Raw genomic sequence first — 17,521 nt, 5'->3', positions numbered from 1 at the left:
GGACGCGGAGGTGAGCAACAAACCGACCTCCCCGGTGGGCACCACCTGCTCGGCGGTCAGGAGAGGAAGTCGAGTGTCACCGCGGCGAACAGCGGCGAGCTGAACACGTTGTAGTGGGTCAGGCCGGGCAGGATCGCGAGACGGTGACCACCCCCGGGCCGACCCTCCCCCATCCAGCCGCCGTCGCGTTCGCCGCCGCCCAGCAGCCCGAACACCTCCACGTAGTGGCTCGGCGGCGCCATATCGCAGTCGGCCGCCACCACCAGCGTCGGCACCTTGATCGACCGGACCTCCTCGGTGAAGTCGAAGTCCACCGCCATCGCCGCGCCGATCTTGTCCAGCAGCCGTGGAAAGTCCTCCGGGCGCGGTGCCACCCGCTGGTACAGCTCGTACATCGGGGTGTCCTTCATGAACTCGGCGGCCGCCGCGCTCACCTGACCCTGCTGGGCCAGCATGTCCGGATAGATCGCGCTGCGACGGATGTTCGCCGACGCGGTCACCATCCGCCCGATCTTCTCCGGGTGTCGGAACCCCAGTTGCCAGGCGACGCCGCCGCCGAGGGAGTAGCCGACCGCGTCGGGGCGGTCCAGGCCGAGGTGGTCGATCAATGCGGCGACATCGTCGGCCATGGTGCGGACATCGAGCGGGCGGTCGACGTCCGCGGTGCGACCGTGCCCCTGCAGGTCGACCAAGATCACCTCGTGCCGCTCGATCAGCGCGGGCAGGATCGGTCCGAACATCTCACCAGAGCCGAGGCCGCCGTGCAGCAGGACGATCGGGCTCCCGGTGCCGCGCCGTTCGTAGTAGAGCTCGATCCCGTTCACGTCCGCGTACTCCCCCGCTGCCGTCTCCGCGGTCCATCCGGTCGTCGTCACGTCGCCTCCCCTTTCGTTCTGCTCGTCGGTCAGCGATACAGACACCGGTGACCACCGGAACTCATCGCCCTCTCCGCGCAGCCTCGGCGCCGCCTCGGAGAAGACCGTCAGAAGCCGAGTCGCCTCAGGTGCTTGGGGTCGCGCTGCCACTCCTTGAGCACCTTCACCCGCAGGTCGAGATAGACCGGGGTGCCGAGCATCGCCTCGATCTGGCTTCGGGCCGCGGCGCCGATGTCGCGGAGCCGGCTGCCCCGGTGGCCGATCACGATGCCCTTCTGCGAGTCCCGTTCGACGATCATGGAGGCGTACACGTCCAGCAGCGGCTTGTCCGGGTCACGCCCCTCGCGCAGACCCATCTCCTCCACCACCACGGTGATCGAGTGCGGCAGCTCGTCGTGGACGCCCTCCAGCGCGGCCTCCCGGATCAGCTCCGCGACCAGCGTCTCCTCGGGCTCGTCGGTGATCTCGCCGTCCGGATACAGCGGCGGCCCCTCCGGCAGCAGGGCAAGCAGCGTGTCGGCCAGCAGCGGCAGCTGCTCACCGCTGGTGGCCGACACCGGCACGATGTGGGTCCACTCAATGCCGAGCTCGGCTTCCATCGCCGCGATGGCGAGCAGGTGCTGTGCCATCCGCTCGGCCGAGACGAGATCGGACTTGGTGGCGATCGCGACGAGCTTCGGCTTCCGTTTGAGCGCGGCGATCTCGCCGACCAGATAGGTGTCGCCCGGACCGACCCGCTGGTTCGCCGGCAGGCAGACCCCGATCACGTCGACCTCGGTCCAGGTGGCGCGGACCAGGTCGTTCAGCCGCTCGCCGAGCAGCGTCCTCGGCTTGTGCAGCCCCGGGGTGTCGATCAGCACCAGCTGACCGTCCGGACGGTGCACCACGCCGCGAACGGCGTGCCGGGTGGTCTGCGGCCGGGACGAGGCGATCGCGATCTTGGTCCCGACCAGGGCGTTGGTCAGCGTCGACTTGCCGGCGTTCGGCCGGCCGACGAAGCAAGCGAAACCGGAGCGAAATCCGGCCGGGACCGGGGTCGCCGAGCCGATGTCCGTCGTAGGTTCGCTCATTCCTCAGGCCTCCACCCGATCGCGGACCGCGCCGTCGCTTCCGACCAGCCAGACGACGACGGGGCGGCTCGCGACCTCGCGGACCAGCGCCAACTCCGGAGCCGTCGGGTCGTCGTCCGCAACCAGGGCGACCGCCTCCAGCCCGGGCGCGCTGGAGGACACCGCCATTGCCACCGCCAACTGGATCGCCGACAGGGTGAGGGATTCCAGGGCGACGTTCGTTGCCGCGTACGTCCGCCCGTCGCCGTCGCGGACGCAGGCCCCCTGCGCAGTCCCGGCCCGGGCGCGCGAGGCGCGGGCCAGGGTGATGATCTTGCGATCCTCGGGATCGTCGGGGGTCGGCGGGCTCAGCGGTTGGGATTCGCTCACGACGCTTTCTTTCCTGCCTTGTCTTCTCGACCGGCCTTACGGCCGCGTCCTCGCTCCTCGTCCTCGTCGGCGCGACGCGCCTTCGGGTCCTCTGCCGGCTGATCGTCGGTGCCGACCACCCGGGTGATCTGGGTCGCCGCCTCGACACTGCGGGCGTCGGTCGGGGTGTCCTGGTCATGATCGCCGATCCAGGTGGCCAGCACCGTACCGATCCGGTTGCGCCGCCCGGTCGGGCGCTCCGCGATCAGCTCGATCCCCTCGTAACTCACCGTGGAGCCGGCGATCGGGATCTTGTTCAGCACCTTGGCCATCAGGCCGCCGACGGTCTCCACGTCCTCGTCGTCCAGCTCCTCGCCGAACAGCTCGCCGAGCTCGTCCAGAGCCAGCCGGGAGGAGACCCGGTAGCGGCCGTCACCGAGCTTGACCACGTCGGTGTTCTCCTCGTCGTACTCGTCGGTGATCTCGCCGACGATCTCCTCCAGGATGTCTTCGATGGTGGCCATCCCGGCGGTCCCGCCGAACTCGTCCACCACGATCACCAGATGCACCCGTTCGAGCTGCATCTCCTTCAGCAACGCGTCGACCGGCTTGGAGTCCGGGCACAGCACGGGCGGCCGCATCAGCGAGGTGACCCGCTCGGTGGTCTGGGTGTCGGGCGAGTCGTAGACCCGCTTGATCACGTCCTTGAGATAGAGCACGCCGACGACGTCGTCCATGCCGTCCCGGATCACCGGGATCCGGCTGAAGCCGGAGCGAAGGGCCAGCGACACGGCCTGGCGCAACGTCTTGTATTCCTCGATGAACACCATGTCGGTCCGTGGCACCATCACCTCCCGGACGATGGTGTTGCCGAGGTCGAAGACCGAGTGGATCATCTTGCGTTCCTCGGCCTCGATCAGCTCCCGCGCCTCGGCCAGGTCGACCAGCTCGCGCAGCTCGGCCTCGGTCGTGAACGGGCCCTCGCTGAATCCCTTGCCGGGGGTGAGCGCGTTGCCGATCAGGATCAGCAGCCGGGGCAGCGGCCCGAGCACGGTGGTCAGCGCGACCAGCGGACCGGCCGCGGCGCACGCCACCCGGTCGGGGTGCTGCCGGCCGATCGTCCGTGGCGCGACGCCCCAGAGGATGTAGGACACGACGATCATCGAGCCGGCGGTGATCAGCACCCGCTCCCACGTCTCGGGGAAGATGCCGAACACGACCAGCGCCACCAGCACGATCACGACGACCTCGAGCACCGTCCGGACGAACAGGGCGGTGTTCAGATAGCGCGGCGGGTCGTCGACGATCTTGCGGACCTTGACCGCGCCGCGGTGGCCCTCGGCGATCAACCGGTCGGCCCGGGCGCTGGAGAAGGAGTACAGGGCGGACTCGGCCGCGGCGGTCAGGCCGGCGAACGTCGCCAGAACGAACGCAATCGCCAGCTGGATCCAGTCGGCTTGGTTCACCGTCGTGCCGCGTTCGGGATCAGGTGCGCGCAGCGTCGGGACGACGGGTCGCCCAGGCCGCGAGCAGCTTGTCCTTGAGGCCGAACATCTCGGCCTTCTCCGCCGGCTCGGCGTGGTCGTACCCGAGCAGGTGCAGGAGTCCGTGCACCAGCAGGTACTCCGTCTCCTCCGCCGCCGTGCGGCCGTGCTCGGCCGCCTGCGCGGCCGTCACCGTCGGGCACAGCACGATGTCACCGAGCAGGCCCTCGGGCGGGTCCTCGTCGTCGTCCGGCGGCCGGAGCTCGTCCATCGGGAAGGACAGCACGTCGGTCGGGCCGTCCTCGCCCATGTACTTCACGTGGTACGCGGTCATCGTCGGCTCGTCCACCAGCAGGATGGACAGCTCGGCCAGCGGATGGATCCGCAGCTGCTCCAGCGCGAACGTGGCGAGCCGGACCAGCGCCGGCTCGTCGACCGCGACCCCGGACTCGTTGTTGATCTCGACCGTCACCGCTGCCCGCCGATCATCGGTTGGCGGAGCGCGGTTGCGGCCCCGGCTCGCCGGCTTCGAACCGGTCGTAGGCCGCGACGATGCGGCCGACCAGCTTGTGCCGGACGACGTCGTGGTTGGTCAGATAGCAGAAGGAGATGTCCTCCACGCCGTCCAGGATGCCCTGCACGACCCGCAGCCCGCTCCGGGTGCCGCCGGGCAGGTCCACCTGGGTGATGTCGCCCGTCACCACGATCTTGGACCCGAACCCGAGCCGGGTGAGGAACATCTTCATCTGCTCCATCGAGGTGTTCTGCGCCTCGTCGAGGATGATGAAGGAATCGTTGAGCGTGTTGTGGGTGACGATCACGTCGTTCGTGACGTACAACGAGTCGGCCGCGGCTACCGCTATGCAGACGCACTCGCGCCGACCGGCCGGCTCGATCCGCTCGACGTAGCGTCGCGGGCGACCGCCACAGCCGGCGAGGAGATAGGCGTCGGCTTTGCGCTGCAGCCGGAACGGCGGGATGCCCGCCGGCAGCCGGATGTCGACGACGTGGCTGTCGTGCCGATAGGGGACCTCGCGGCGCCGGGCAAAGCCCGGCTTGCGGCCGAGTGCGAGCCGGGTGCGGGTATAGGCCACACCCCCCAACGAGCGGACGAGGAAGATCACATCGTCGCGGAGACGGGCCGAATTGGTCGTGTACTGCACCCGGCACGTACGGCCGCTTTGGCGCACCGGTCCGCCGTCGGTGTCGAGCAGACCCTGCAGCACAGCCAGCCGGACGTCGACACTGTTCAGCAGGTAGTCCTGGGGCACGAACTTCGTGTGTGAACCGGTTCCGTGGAGCCCGAGCGCGCGGAGCGCAACCGTGACCGGGTTGGCGACGATCACGCCGCCGCGTCGGCCGTGCACGTGCCGAAGGACATAGTCGAGTTCGCTCTTCGGCACCAGCTCGATGTCCGGGAGTGCCGACTCCAGCGCGTCGGCGAGCTCTCGGTCGCCGGTGCAGAAGCTGGGAGTGGTCTTCCCCGTGATACAGCCGTCACCGAGCAGCAGCCCCAGCGCATAGGGGTCGATCGGAACGTCTCGATCCGGCAGTTGCACCGGCCGAACGACCGGCAGCTCGAACCGGCGCTGGTGCGCCGCGCGCAGCCGGCCGATCATCTCCTCGGTCCGGACGACCCGACCGGCCTTGCCGTGCCGACGGTCGCCGGGAGTGGTGACGAACCACAAGTGCTCGCCGCAGGCCAGTGTCGAGGCGCCGTCCTGGGTCGAGACGCGGAACACCTCCTTGACTCCCTGCGGATACACCCCCAGCACCGGCGTCGGGCGACCGTCCGCGCCGACGACCAGGTCGCCGACCTCGAGCTCGCCGATCGGCCGGTATCCGTCCGGGGTGAGCACCGGCTCGTCGACCGGTTGGGCCCGGCCACGCATATAAGCCAGCGGCGCAACCTCGATCGTGCCGGCGGTGAGCAGCCGCGGAATGGAGTCGGGATCGACCATGTCGTGCAGGGCGTCGTAGAGCGGACGCAGGTAGGGGTCGATCTTGTCGTTCAGGGTGCCGGGCAGGAAGCCGAGGTGCTCGCCGGCCTCGACCGCCGGCCGGGTCAGGATGATCCGGTTGATCTGCTTGTTCTGCAGCGCCTGGACCGCCTTGGCCATCGCCAGGTAGGTCTTGCCGGTGCCGGCCGGGCCGATGCCGAAGACGACGGTGTGCTTGTCGATGGCGTCGACGTACCGCTTCTGGTTGAGCGTCTTGGGCCGGATCGTCCGGCCCCGGCTGGACAAGATGTTGTGGGTCAGGACGTCGGCGGGCCGGGCCTCCTCGCGGGCCGCGAGCATGCTGCAGATCCGCTCGACGGCGTCGCCGGTCAGCCCCTGGCCGGTGCGGAGCACGGTGATCAGCTCGTTCACCACGTCGACGCCGAGAGCGAGCGCGTGCGGCGGCCCGGTCAGGGTGATCTCGTTGCCGCGGACGTGGATGTCGGCCTCGAGCTCGCGCTCCAGGATGCGCAGGAACGAGTCACGGGGGCCCAGCACGTTGACCATGTCGATCGAGGCGGGAACCGTGACCCGGCGCAGTCCTTCGACGTGAGCGGGGTCCGCGGCGGACGACGGGTCACGGGGCGTGCGGTCGGAGATCGGTGCCGAGAACTCGGAGCTGGTCAGGATTCCTCACTGCTGTTCGACGATGGTGCCATCCCATCCTATAGACCCGGATCGGCGATCTGAACCGAGAAATCGCCCCCGGCGCTCACCTGCGGTCGGCGAAACGATCCAGCGCGGCCACCAGCTCCGCGAAGATCTGCGGCTCGTCGTACGCGTGCCCGGCGACCGGCATGATCCGCAGCTCCGCCTCCGGCCAGGCCCGGTGCAGGTCCCAGGCGGTCACCGCGGGCGTCGCCACGTCGTAGCGACCCTGCACGATCACGCCCGGGATGCCGCGCAGCCGGCCGGCATTCGCGATCAGCTGGTCGTCGACGAACCAGCCGCCGTGCACGAAGTAGTGGTTCTCGATCCGGGCGAACGCGAGGGCGTACGCGGGCTCGCTGAAGCTCGCGATCAGGTCCTCATCCGGCTCCAGGGTGATGGTGGCGGCCTCCCAGCTGCTCCAGGCGACCCCGGCCGGACCATGCACCGCCGGATCGGGATCGAACAGCAGCTCGTGATACGCCGCGATCGCGTCGCCGCGGAACCCGCCTCCGCCGAGCGGAGCCAGGAACGCCTCGTACCGATCGGGAAACAGCTGACCGGCCCCGCCGTTGTAGTAGAAGTCCAGCTCGCTGCGGCGCAAGGTGAACACGCCGCGCAGCAGCAGCTCCGACGTACGCTCCGGGTGCGTCTCGGCGTAGGCGAGCGCGAGCGCGCTCCCCCACGAGCCGCCGCAGACCAGCCAGCGGTCGATCCCGCGCGCGGCGCGCAGCCGCTCGATGTCGGCCACCAGGTGCCAGGTGGTGTTGGTGCTCAGGTCGGCGCCCGGCGCGCTGGCGTGGGGAAGACTGCGCCCGCAGCCGCGCTGGTCGAAGGCCAGCACCCGATAGCGGCCGGGGTCGAACAGCCGGCGCTGGCCGGCGTTGATCCCTCCGCCGGGGCCGCCGTGCAGGAACACCGCCGGCTTGCCGGCGGGGTTGCCGTACTCCTCCCAAGAGACCTGCTGCCCGTCGCCGACGTCGAGCAGACCCGCGTCGTACGGCTCGGTGATCGGCCAGCCGGTCACGGCAGGATCGAGTCCACGTAGCCGCCGTCCACCCGGACCGCGCCGCCGGTGGTCGCGGAGGCCTGGGCCGAGCTGAGGTAGACGACGAGGTTGGCGATCTCCTCGGGCTCGATCAGCCGCTGCAACAGCGACTGCGGCCGGTGCGCCCGCATGAACTCGCGCTGCGCCTCGTCCCACGGCAGCGCGCGGTCGACCAGGGAGTAGACGAAGTCCTCGACCCCACCGGTGTGGGTCGGGCCGGCGATCACCGCATTCACCGTTACCCCCGTGCCGGCCGCCTCCTTGGCGAAGCCGCGGGACACCGCGAGCAGCGCCGTCTTGCTGACGCCGTAGTGCACCATCTCGATCGGAATCACCACCGCCGAGTCGCTGGCGATGTTCAGCACCCGGCCGAAGCCGCGTCCGATCATGCCGGGAAGGCAGGACCGGATCAGCCGGACGGCCGACAGCACGTTCACGTCGAAGTAGCGCCGCCACTCCTCGTCGCCGATCTCCAGTGCCGGCTCGGCGCCGAAGATGCCGAGGTTGTTGACCAGGATGTCCACCTCGCCGCACAGCTCCACGGCGCGGGCGGCGCCCTCGGCGCTCGTCACGTCGGCCGCCACGTCGACCAGGTCGCCGCCGTCGAGCTCGGCCCGGAGGGCATCCGACGCGGCCGCCACCCGCTCGGCGGTGCGTCCGTTGACGCCGACCCGGGCGCCGGCCCGAGCCAGGCCGGCCGCGATCGCGAGCCCGATGCCCTGGGTGGAGCCGGTGACCAGGGCCGTCCGCCCGGTCAGGTCGATCAGCACGGAGCGGCGCCCGTCTCAGTCGCCGTCGGGGACGATGTGCATGGCGGCCTCCTCGGCGCTGGCCGCGGCCCCGTCGATCCCGACGTCCTCACCCCACAGCTCGCCTTCTTCGTCCGGCCCGATCCCCTCGTTGGGATCCACCAACCGCCCGGCTCGCTGCCCGCCGACCTCGCCGTCGTCCAGGTTGTCGGCGTAGCCGTCGTCGTCGAGGTCGTCCGGCTCCGGCTCCTCCTCGGCCAACCTCTCGTCCAGCGTCTCGTGGTCACCGTGCCGGATCAGGGTGGAGTAGCGTTCCGGCGGCGAGTAGCCCTCGTCCAGCGCGTCGTCGACCCCCCGGTTGTCCAGGTTGGTGTCGGGCTGCAACTGGTCCTGGTCCAGCTGCTCGGTCTCCTCCGGCACGTTCTCGTAGATCTCGCTCATGTCCTCCAGCCTGCCAGAGCGGCTCGGTGGCCCGGAGAGCGCTGGCCCGGTGAGCGCAGCCCGGAGAGCATAGGGTGCTCGGCGTGACCTCGCTGCAGCAGACCTCCACCGTCCCCGCGACGACCGGTCCGAGGTACGTCCGACATCCGACCGGCATCTACACCGTCGTCGTCGCCTTGTTCTGCGGCCTGCTGCTGATCTCCAACATCGCCGCCACGAAGCTGATCACCGTGGTGGACGGGCTGCCGATCATCCAGGGCATCTTCACCGACGGCGGCGCCTTCCTGTTCCCGCTGACCTACATCCTCGGCGACGTGCTGGCCGAGGTGTACGGCCTGCGCCAGGCCCGGCGGGCGATCTGGCTGGGCTTCTTCCTGGCCGGGCTGGCGTCGCTGACGTTCCTGGTGGTGGGGATGGCCCCGCCGGGGCCGGGCTATGAGAACCAGGACGCCTTCCTGGCCGTACTCGGCTTCGTGCCGCGGATCGTGATCGCCAGCCTGGCGGGCTATCTGGCCGGCCAGTTCCTGAACGCGTACGTCCTGGTCAAGATCAAGAACCGGACCAACGAGCGCCGGATGTGGATCCGGCTGGTCGGCTCGACGGTCGTCGGCGAGTTCGCCGACACCGCGCTGTTCTGCTTCATCGCCTTCGTCGGCGTGTTTCCCACCTGGAGCAGCCTGATCAGCTACACCGTGACCGGCTATCTCTACAAGGTGGCGGTCGAGGTGATCTTCCTGCCGGTGACCTACGTCGTGATCAAGGCGATCAAGCGGCGCGAGCCCGACTATGCCGCGTCACTCGCCGAGAAGCCGACCGTACGGCAGTTGCGGCTCGTCGTCCGGGCGGAGGACTACGACGACGCGGTCCGGTTCTACCGCGACACGCTCGGCATGGGCGAGGAGGAGACCTACACCACCGGCGACGCCCGGGTGACCATCCTGGACGCCGGTCGGGCCACCCTGGAACTGTCCAACCGCGAGCAGGTGGACTACATCGACACCGCCGAGGTGGGCCGCACCGGGGTCAGCCCGCCCTGGCGGGTCGCGGTCGAGGTCGACGACGCGGTCGAGGTGACCCGCGCCCTCGCTGCTGCCGGCGCCGAGGTGATCGCCGCGCCGACCGAGACGCCGTGGCACTCGCTGAACGCCCGGCTGAGCGCCCCGGCGGACGTACAACTCACGGTCTTTCAGGAGTTGTCAGCTCCTCACTCGTGACATGTCACGAGTGAGGAGCTGACAACTCGGCGGGAAGGGTGACCCGCACGACGGTCCGGCCCGGCTCCGAGTCGATCTCGATCGTGCCGTCATGCCGTTCCACCACGATCCGGCGGGCGATGTCGAGACCCAGCCCGGTGCCCTTGCCGACCTCCTTGGTGGTGAAGAAGGGCTCGAAGGCCCGATCGCGTACGTCCGCCGGCAGGCCCGGTCCGGTGTCGGCGATCTCGACCACGACCGACCCGGTTGCGCGTTCGGGGCGGACGGTCAGCCGGAGCACGCCCTCACCGGCCACTCCCTCACCAGCCGCTCCGGCGCCCGCCATGGCGTCGGCGGCATTGTCGATCACGTTCGTCCAAACCTGATTGAGCTCCCCCGGGGCGGCCTCGATCTCGGGCAGGTCCTCGGCGTAGTCCCGCTCGACCCGCACGCCGCGCAGCTTGTGCGCCATCATCACCAGCGTGCTCTCCAGCCCGTCGGTGACCCGTACCCGTTGCCGGCTGGCCCGGTCCAACTGCGAGTAAGACCGCACGGCCGACACGAGCGCGGAGATCCGCCCGGTCGATTCCCGGACCTCGGTCAGCAGGCTCTCCACGGCCACCGTGTTCGCGACCCAACGCAGCGCCGGCTGCAACTCTGTCCCGGGCAGCACGTCCTCGACCCGTCCGCACCACCCCGGATCCGCGCCCGCGCCGGTCAGCGTGGCCGCGAGCTGCCACGGCTGCTCGACAGCGCGCCGAGTCAGCCAGCCCAGCAGGGCCTGCTCCCGGTCGGACCGGTCGAGGGCATCGACGAAGCCGGACGCCGGCCGCAACTCGCGGCGCAGCTCGTTCAGCGCCTCGAACTGGGCCGAGGTGATGCCGTTCCCGGCCAGCGCGCCGAGTGCTGACAGCACGCTGCGGTTGGCGTCGGCCAGCGCATCGGCGGCGCGGGTGGCCGCGGCGGCCGGGTTGTTGAGCTCGTGGGCCAGCCCGGCGGCCAACGTGCCGAGTGTGATCAGCGAACTGCGCTCGCGCGCGGTGGACTCGATCGAGCGTGCGGTGTGATAGAGCCCGCTGATCAGGTGCGCACCGAACGGGAACCAGTCGGCGAACCGGTCACGCAGGATGTCGGCGGGCACCCGCAACACGTGACCCGGCCGTCCACCGCGACCGGTTGCCAGATAGGTCCCGTGCTCGTCCCAGGCACGGAATCCGCCGGCCCAGCGGCCGGGCACGTCCATCCTCGCGACCAGGGTGTCCTCGCGACCGACATGACGCAGCAGGTCGATCGAGCCGTCCACCAGCACCCACCAGTCGTCCGCCGGGTCGCCCTCGAGGAACACCAGCTCCCCCGGTCGGATCGGCTGCAGCGTGCCCGCCGCCGTCAGCGCCTTCAGCTGGGCCTGGCCGAGGCCGCTGAAGATGGGCAGCGCGGCGAGATCCGGCGGCGGCGCGGTGGCGTCGGTCGGGGCCTCGTCCATCGGTGCCTCATCCATCGCACCCGGGTCCATCAGATCGTCGCCAGGTAGCGGTGCACGAGGTAGACCGCCATCGCGCCCTCGCCGACCGCCGACGCGACCCGCTTCATCGAGTCGAGCCGGACGTCTCCGGCGGCGAAGACGCCGGGCACGGTCGTCTCCAGCGCGTACGGCGGCCGGTCCAGCGACCATCCCGCGTGCTCCGCGGCGATCTCCGGGCCGGTGACCACGAACCCGTGGTCGTCGCGCCGGACGTCGGCGCCGAGCCAGTCCGTGCGGGGGGCGGCACCGATGAAGGCGAACAGCCAGTTCGCCTCGACCTCCTCGGTCGAGCCGTGCTCGCGATCGGCCAAGGTGAGCCGTTCGAGGTGTCCGTCGCCGGCGGCGGCGACGACCTCGGTACAGACCCGCACCCGGATGCCAGGATGCTCCTCGATCCGCCGGACCAGATAGCGCGACATGGTGGCTTCCAACGACGGTCCCCGGACGAGCAACACCACCCGCTCCGCGTAGCGGGCGAAGTTCAACGCGGCCTGGCCGGCCGAGTTCGCGGCACCGACCAGATACACCGTCTCACCTTGACACTGGGCCGCCTCGGTCGCGGTCGCACCGTAGAACACGCCGCGGCCCGCGAAGTCGCCGAGCCCCGGGGCGGCCAGCCGGCGATAGGACGCGCCGCTCGCCACGATCACCGAGCGAGCCTCGATCTCGTCGCCACTGGCCAACCGGACGGCGCGCACCGGTCCGCGGACCTCGAGCCCGACGACGTCCTGGGCCACAACCAGCTCGGCACCGAACCTGCCGGTCTGGGCGATCGCGCGCTGGGTCAGGTCCGATCCGCTCAACCCGCGCGGGAAGCCCAGGTAGTTCTCGATCGCCGCGCTCTGCCCGGCCTGTCCGCCCGGCGCCTCGCGCTCGACCACGACGGTGCTCAATCCCTCCGAGGCCGCGTACACCGCCGCCGCCAGGCCGGCCGGACCGCCGCCGACGATGCAGACGTCGTACAGCGGCTGCCGGGCCGTGGTGTGCAAGCCGAGCGCGCCCGCCAGGTCGACCAGCGCGGGCGAGCGAAGCGGCGGAGCGCCGGGCACGAGCACCAGGGGCAGCTCGTCCGGCCCGGCCTCGGCCAGGCCACGCAGCCGCTCGCCCTCCTCGTCGCGCTCGACGTCGTACCAGAGGTAGGGCACGTGGTTGCGGGACAGGAACAACTTGAGCTCGTGGGCCCGGTCGGACCAGCGGTTGCCCACGACCCGGACGTCGGCGGTGTGATCGGGATGGGCCGCGCGCCAGTCGCCGAGCAGATCGTCGACCACGGGATAGAGCCGCTCGGCCGGTGGATCCCACGGCTTGAGCAGGTAGTAGTCCAGGCCCACGTCGTTGATCGCGGCGATGGCGACCTCGGTGTCGGCGTACGCGGTGAGCAACAGTTTCTTTGCCTCCGGCGCGTGGGTCTGCGACTGGGCGAGCAGCTCGATCCCGGTCATCCGCGGCATCCGCTGATCGGCGGCGATCAGTGCCACCGGTTCGTCCCGCAGCGCCAGCCGGGCCAGCACGTCGAGCGCCTCCGCGCCCGAGGTCACGCCGACCACCCGATAGTCCTCGCCGTACTGGACCGTCAGGTCTCTGGTGATCGCCGCGGACACCTGGGCGTCGTCGTCGACGGTGAGAATGGTCGGCCGGGCCACGGTCGCCAGGCTAGGGCATGGCGCTGACCGGCGTGGGCGACTGATTTTTCCGGTTTCCGTCCCTGCCGAAGAAGCTGTCGCGGAACCCGAAGGCGACCAGCGGTACGACGATGCTGGCGAACAGCACCACCAGCGAGAAGGCCGGCGGATAGGTCCGCTCGAAGACCTGCCAGCAGCCGATCAGTCCGTGCAGGATCGCCGGTGCCCACACCGTGCGTCCGCCGCGCTCCCACAGGTATGCGAGCGGAAGGCAGGTCACCGCCGCCGAGGTCAGCGCGAGGCCGCCGATCAGCGGTCCCGAGCTCAGCAGGACCGGCACGTGGGTCAGCGCGATCAACGGCATCGACGCCGCGACCGAGCGCCAGAAGCTCCACCGGTCGCGCAGCCGGCCGAACACGAAGCCGCGCCAGACCAGTTCCTCGGCCAGGCCGTGGAAGAGAAGTGCGCCGAGGGCGACGAGCTGCCACTGTGGCCGGAGCTGGAGCCGAATGTCGAGGACGGCGGCGCCGCTCAGATAGGTCGCCACGACCAGGCCACCCACGAGCACCGCCACCAGAACCGCACGCGGCACCGGCCGGCCCAGACCGAGGGCTCGCGGAGCGGCCTGCGGCGGCGTGCGGAACACGATGACCTGACCGAGGACCAGGACGGTGGCGGCCGCGATCAATGCCGCCAATGCCGGCACGGGCATCGGGGGGGCCGGGGCCAGCCGGTCCAGCACCACCCAGGCCGCGACGAAGGTGAGCAGGAACCCGGAAGTCGTGAACAGCCGGGTCCCGCGCGGCGTCCGTCCGCTCGCGCCGTCCCGCGCCTTCATGCCGTCACCGCACTCACCGGCCGCCGGGGACTCCGCCGCGCCGCCCGGGTCGGGTAGCCGATCCGAAACGCAACCAGCGGCTGTCCCCCATCGGCCAGCAGGCGTGCCAGCGGTGCCGCCAGCGCCGAAGTCCGGCCGAGCGAGCGTTCCCGGTCGATCCGTTCGGTGACCTGGTTCATCGGCTGCAGTCCGAGACCTGCCACCGTGGCGCGGAGGTGCATCCGCTGGAGCAGCCGGCCGCCGGCCAGCCGCGATGCGGTGTCGTCGACGTCGTCGGCGGTGACCACGCCGTATGCCGCCGCCGTCGCGGTGTGAACGGTCCTGGTCTGGTCCAGCCAGAAGGCGTCTCCGTCGGTGCGCGATGACGGCGGCAGGAGCTTCGCAACGGCCAGCTTGACCGGCCCGAACCCCTGACCGTCGAGGGTCAGCCCGTCCCGGTGCCGCTCGATGTCGTCCGGCCCGCTGCGGAACCAGGAGAACGCTTCCTCCGACTGCTCGCGATCGGCGATGATCGCCTCGGTGGCCGTGATCAGCAGGGCCGAGAGCGCGGCCCGGTCCCCCGCATCCTCGATCCACGTCAGGCCGACGCCGGCCAGGTCGTCGTGAGCACCCAGCTGGGTCAGCACCGCGGCCGGCACGGGGTCCGGACGGTACGGCCCTCGATCGGTGTGCCGGTCGCCGATCGCCTCGTACAACGCGGACGCCACCGGCGTACCGGCCCGGAACTCCACCGCGGCCAGCCGCCCCGGGTGGTCGGCGTCGGCACCGGTCGCCACCTCGGTCCGGTAGCCGCGAGCGTCGAGGGCGAGCACGAGGTTCTCCAGCGCGCAGCCGAGGCCGATCTGCTGCTCGCGGTCGTACGGGTCCACGGTGGGCATCCGCCGCCCGCCGTCGGTGGACAGCTCGATCGAGGTGTCGCTCACCCGGAACGTCCACGGCTGGGTGTTGTGCGGGTTGGCGGCCAGCACCGCGGCCGCTACCGCGCCCAGCGGGCTGGGATCGTCGCGCCAGCCGTCCCACGGTTCGTACGCGGTCCCGCTGCCGGGCCGCAGCGCACCCGTGTCGTGCGCGCGGTAACTCAGCAGGCCGCCGCCGGCGACCAGCACGGTCGCGCCGCCGACGCCGGCCACCTGCAGCACGCGGCGGCGGCTGATTCGCGACGGCTGATTCGCGACGGCGGCCTCGGTCGGTCCGCTGGTGTCGATCATGGTCATCTGCTCGCCTCCTGAAAACACCGGCTCGATCGTCCGGCTTGATCGGATCGGGGCCAGATTCGCGACCGCCGGGGTGCCGGCGCACCACCCGCCGCGGACTTCCACCCCGGGTAGTCACTCCGGAACAATGAGCGAATGAATCGGGACCGGCCGGTCGCGCCGCTGCTCGCGATCAAGCAGGCGGTGCCGCCGGTTCGTCCGGGAACGGTGCGCCGAGACGCGCTGGAGCAGCGGTTGACCGGCGGCGGCGGCCGGCTGACGCTGGTGGTCGCGCCCGCGGGCTGGGGCAAGACCACGTTGCTCAGCAGCTGGCTGGATCGCCTGGACCCGGCCATCCGGGTGGCCTGGGTGTCGCTCGACGAGGGCGACGACGAACCGCTGCGGTTCTGGCGCTATCTGATCACGGCCGTTCGGTCGGTCAGCGATGCGGCCGGGTCGGCGGCGCTGCAGCGTCTGCTCTCGCCCGGCACAGACCCGCTGGAGGAGGCCGTGCCCACCCTGCTGAACGACCTGACCGGGTCGCCGGAGCGCTACGTCTTGGTGCTGGACGACTTCCACACCCTGCGCAACGGGGAACTACACGAGCAGGTGGAGTACTTCGTCAGCTACCTGCCACCGAACGTCCGTCTCGTCCTGGCCGGCCGGCAGGACCCGCCGCTGCCCGTCGCCCGGCTGCGGGCGCGCGGGCAGCTCACCGAGCTGCGCGCCGACGACCTGCGGTTCGACCGCTCCGACGCCGCCGCCATGCTGACGGCGTTGGTGGCGGCTCCGATCGACGACCGGCTGGCCGACGACGCCCTGGCCCGGTCCGAGGGGTGGGCGGCCGGACTGCAGCTGACCGGGCTGGCCCTGCGCGGCCGCACCGAGGGCGTACGTCGGCAAGACGCCCCCGAGCCGGACCGGTATGTCCTGGACTACTTCGCCGCCGAGGTGCTGCCGGAACTGACCGCCGCCGAGTCCGACTTGCTGGTCGCCACCTCGGGGCTGGAACGGTTGTCCGGCGCGCTGTGCGACGTCGCGCTCGACACGACCGGCTCGGCGGCAGTCCTGGACCGGCTCGAGCGCGCGTGCCTGTTCGTCACCACCCTGGACGGGCGCCGGGAGTGGTATCGCTGCCACCAGCTGTTCCGGCAGGCCCTGGTGCACGCCGCCCCGGCCGCCGCGGCCGCCGACCGGCAACTGGTCGTGCTGCGCCGCGCCGCCGGTTGGTTCGTCGACCACGGGCTGCAGGACGAAGCCGTCCATTGCCTGCTCCGCGCCGGGGACGGACCGGGTGCGGCCTCGCTGCTGGCGACGCAGCAGAACTGGTTCTTCGATCACGGCCTGACCGGCTCCTACCTCGCCCTCGGCGACGCGTTGCCGCGCTCACCAGTCGGCCCCGGGCTCGCCCTCGGTCTGGCGTACGCAGCGGAGGCGTGCGGCCGACGCGACCGGATCGGGCCCTGGCTGGACGCGTGCGAGGCAGTGCTCGACGCGGGGCCGCCGCCGGCGGGCTGGCGCGACTCGCGGGCCGCGCTGCTGATGATGCGCGGGCTGATCGGGACGCCGGCCGACCGGACCACCGAGGCGCTGGCGCTGATCCGCACTGCCGTCGACCTCGAGCGCGTGGCGGGTGAGTCCGAACCACGGACCGCGCTGCTCGCGCTCGGTGCGGCGCTGGAGCGGGACGGCCAGTTCGGGCCGGCCGTCGACGTGCTGACCAGGCTCTGGGACGCCCGCGACCACTCCGGCTGGTCGGATGGCGTGGTGCTGCAGCTGGCCGGATTGTTGGGATTCGCGCTCCTTCGACTCGGCCGGTCCACGGAGGTCGAGCTGCTCCTGCGCGACGCGCTGCCGCTCGCGTCACGCGCGGACGCCGAGTGGCGGGTGGCCGACTCCTCCGCCGCCATGCTGCGGCTGGTGCAGGCCCGCTCGGCATACGTGCAGGGACGACATACTCAGGCGCGTGACCTGCTCGTCCGTGCGGGCGACGCGGGCGGCGCATCGCGGGTCGCCACCCAGGTCGTCCGCCGCGTGTTCCTGGCCGACGCCGAGCTCGCCTGCGGTTCGCGGGCCGACGCGCGCGCGGCCCTGGCCGAGGCCCGCGAGATCGCCGACAACGAGGCGATCAACCCGCCCGTGCGAGCGATGCTGGAGCATGCCGAGAACCGGCTGGGCCGGGGCGCCGCGCGAACGGCGATCCGGTCCGGGGCACTGGTCGAACCGCTGACCGACCGCGAGTTGGCGATCCTGCGCGCGCTCGCGGGATCGGCAAGCCGGCGGGAGATCGGCGCCGCCCTGTATCTGTCGATCAACACCATCAAGGCCTACAGCAAAAGCCTCTACCGCAAGCTCGGGGTGAACTCGCGGTCGGCGGCGGTCGCGACCGGGAGGGAGCTCGGCCTGATCTGACTCTGAACCAGGGCAGCCCACCCCGGGTGGTTGTGGGCGCGGGGTGTGCCGTGAATGAACCGATCACCCGCACACTGG

The 17,521-nt window shown here is 71.1% G+C and carries 14 protein-coding genes and 3 pseudogenes; 2 read left to right on the top strand and 15 right to left on the bottom strand.

The features are described from left to right. Positions 1 to 56 precede the first annotated feature (56 nt). The 11 genes and pseudogenes from ABD747_RS08680 to ABD747_RS08630 form a co-directional block, all read right to left on the bottom strand. Positions 57 to 875, bottom strand: coding sequence for an alpha/beta fold hydrolase (locus tag ABD747_RS08680; RefSeq protein WP_344803430.1), 819 nt, complete (start codon positions 873 to 875; stop codon positions 57 to 59). 107 nt (positions 876 to 982) lie between these two features. Further along, the gene (gene era, locus ABD747_RS08675; RefSeq protein WP_344803428.1) at positions 983 to 1,945 is read right to left on the bottom strand and encodes a GTPase Era; all 963 of its coding nucleotides are present in this window, start codon (positions 1,943 to 1,945) and stop codon (positions 983 to 985) included. A 3-nt stretch (positions 1,946 to 1,948) separates the two neighbouring features. Next, positions 1,949 to 2,314: a cytidine deaminase gene (locus ABD747_RS08670; RefSeq protein ID WP_344803426.1), complete on the bottom strand. Its 366-nt coding sequence runs from the start codon at positions 2,312 to 2,314 to the stop codon at positions 1,949 to 1,951. Next, a complete protein-coding gene (locus ABD747_RS08665) occupies positions 2,311 to 3,759 on the bottom strand; it encodes a hemolysin family protein (protein WP_344803424.1) in 1,449 nt (482 codons plus the stop codon). The genes ABD747_RS08670 and ABD747_RS08665 overlap by 4 nt, the downstream gene beginning before the upstream one ends. A 19-nt stretch (positions 3,760 to 3,778) precedes the next feature. Then, complete coding sequence (gene ybeY / locus ABD747_RS08660) at positions 3,779 to 4,249, bottom strand: rRNA maturation RNase YbeY (protein WP_344803422.1); 471 nt, start codon at positions 4,247 to 4,249, stop codon at positions 3,779 to 3,781. Positions 4,250 to 4,262: 13 nt separating this feature from the next. Beyond that, positions 4,263 to 4,580: pseudogene (locus tag ABD747_RS08655) on the bottom strand (PhoH family protein); the annotation flags it as partial. Between the two features lie 276 nt (positions 4,581 to 4,856). Continuing rightward, a pseudogene (locus tag ABD747_RS08650) lies at positions 4,857 to 5,396 on the bottom strand (LAGLIDADG family homing endonuclease); the annotation flags it as partial. A 261-nt stretch (positions 5,397 to 5,657) separates the two neighbouring features. Continuing rightward, positions 5,658 to 6,284, bottom strand: a pseudogene (locus ABD747_RS08645) (PhoH family protein); the annotation flags it as partial. Positions 6,285 to 6,489: 205 nt separating this feature from the next. Further along, on the bottom strand, positions 6,490 to 7,452 hold the full coding sequence (gene pip / locus ABD747_RS08640) for a prolyl aminopeptidase (RefSeq protein WP_344803420.1): 963 nt from the start codon (positions 7,450 to 7,452) through the stop codon (positions 6,490 to 6,492). Then, positions 7,449 to 8,243, bottom strand: coding sequence for an SDR family NAD(P)-dependent oxidoreductase (locus ABD747_RS08635; protein ID WP_344803418.1), 795 nt, complete (start codon positions 8,241 to 8,243; stop codon positions 7,449 to 7,451). The genes pip and ABD747_RS08635 overlap by 4 nt, the downstream gene beginning before the upstream one ends. Positions 8,244 to 8,258: 15 nt before the next feature. After that, entirely contained in the window at positions 8,259 to 8,663 is a 405-nt protein-coding gene (locus ABD747_RS08630; RefSeq protein WP_344803416.1) for a DUF5709 domain-containing protein, read from the bottom strand. Positions 8,664 to 8,746: 83 nt separating this feature from the next. On the opposite strand from ABD747_RS08630, the gene ABD747_RS08625 reads away from it, so the two are divergent. Further along, the gene (locus ABD747_RS08625; protein ID WP_344803414.1) at positions 8,747 to 9,877 is read left to right on the top strand and encodes a queuosine precursor transporter; all 1,131 of its coding nucleotides are present in this window, start codon (positions 8,747 to 8,749) and stop codon (positions 9,875 to 9,877) included. Positions 9,878 to 9,881: 4 nt separating this feature from the next. On the opposite strand, the gene ABD747_RS08620 is transcribed toward ABD747_RS08625, so the two are convergent. The 4 genes from ABD747_RS08620 to ABD747_RS08605 are packed head-to-tail and all read right to left on the bottom strand — an operon-like array spanning position 9,882 to position 15,052. Then, positions 9,882 to 11,339: a sensor histidine kinase gene (locus ABD747_RS08620; protein WP_344803412.1), complete on the bottom strand. Its 1,458-nt coding sequence runs from the start codon at positions 11,337 to 11,339 to the stop codon at positions 9,882 to 9,884. Positions 11,340 to 11,368: 29 nt separating this feature from the next. Beyond that, positions 11,369 to 13,021 carry an NAD(P)/FAD-dependent oxidoreductase gene (locus ABD747_RS08615; RefSeq protein WP_344803410.1) on the bottom strand — a complete coding sequence of 551 codons (1,653 nt, stop codon included), beginning with the start codon at positions 13,019 to 13,021 and terminating at the stop codon, positions 11,369 to 11,371. Between the two features lie 10 nt (positions 13,022 to 13,031). After that, positions 13,032 to 13,838, bottom strand: coding sequence for a CPBP family intramembrane glutamic endopeptidase (locus tag ABD747_RS08610; RefSeq protein WP_344803408.1), 807 nt, complete (start codon positions 13,836 to 13,838; stop codon positions 13,032 to 13,034). Continuing rightward, positions 13,835 to 15,052 carry an Acg family FMN-binding oxidoreductase gene (locus ABD747_RS08605; RefSeq protein ID WP_344803406.1) on the bottom strand — a complete coding sequence of 406 codons (1,218 nt, stop codon included), beginning with the start codon at positions 15,050 to 15,052 and terminating at the stop codon, positions 13,835 to 13,837. Before ABD747_RS08605 ends, ABD747_RS08610 begins: the two co-directional genes overlap by 4 nt. Positions 15,053 to 15,187: 135 nt before the next feature. Between ABD747_RS08605 and ABD747_RS08600 the strand changes: the two genes are divergently transcribed. Next, a complete protein-coding gene (locus ABD747_RS08600; protein WP_344803404.1) occupies positions 15,188 to 17,443 on the top strand; it encodes a LuxR C-terminal-related transcriptional regulator in 2,256 nt (751 codons plus the stop codon). The last annotated feature ends 78 nt before the right edge of the window (positions 17,444 to 17,521 follow it).

Origin of the sequence: Microlunatus ginsengisoli (genome assembly GCF_039537205.1) — a bacterium.
GTDB lineage: Bacteria > Actinomycetota > Actinomycetes > Propionibacteriales > Propionibacteriaceae > Microlunatus > Microlunatus ginsengisoli.
The sequence above is the reverse complement of the archived record's forward strand: the minus strand, read 5'-3'. Positions and strand labels throughout refer to the sequence as shown.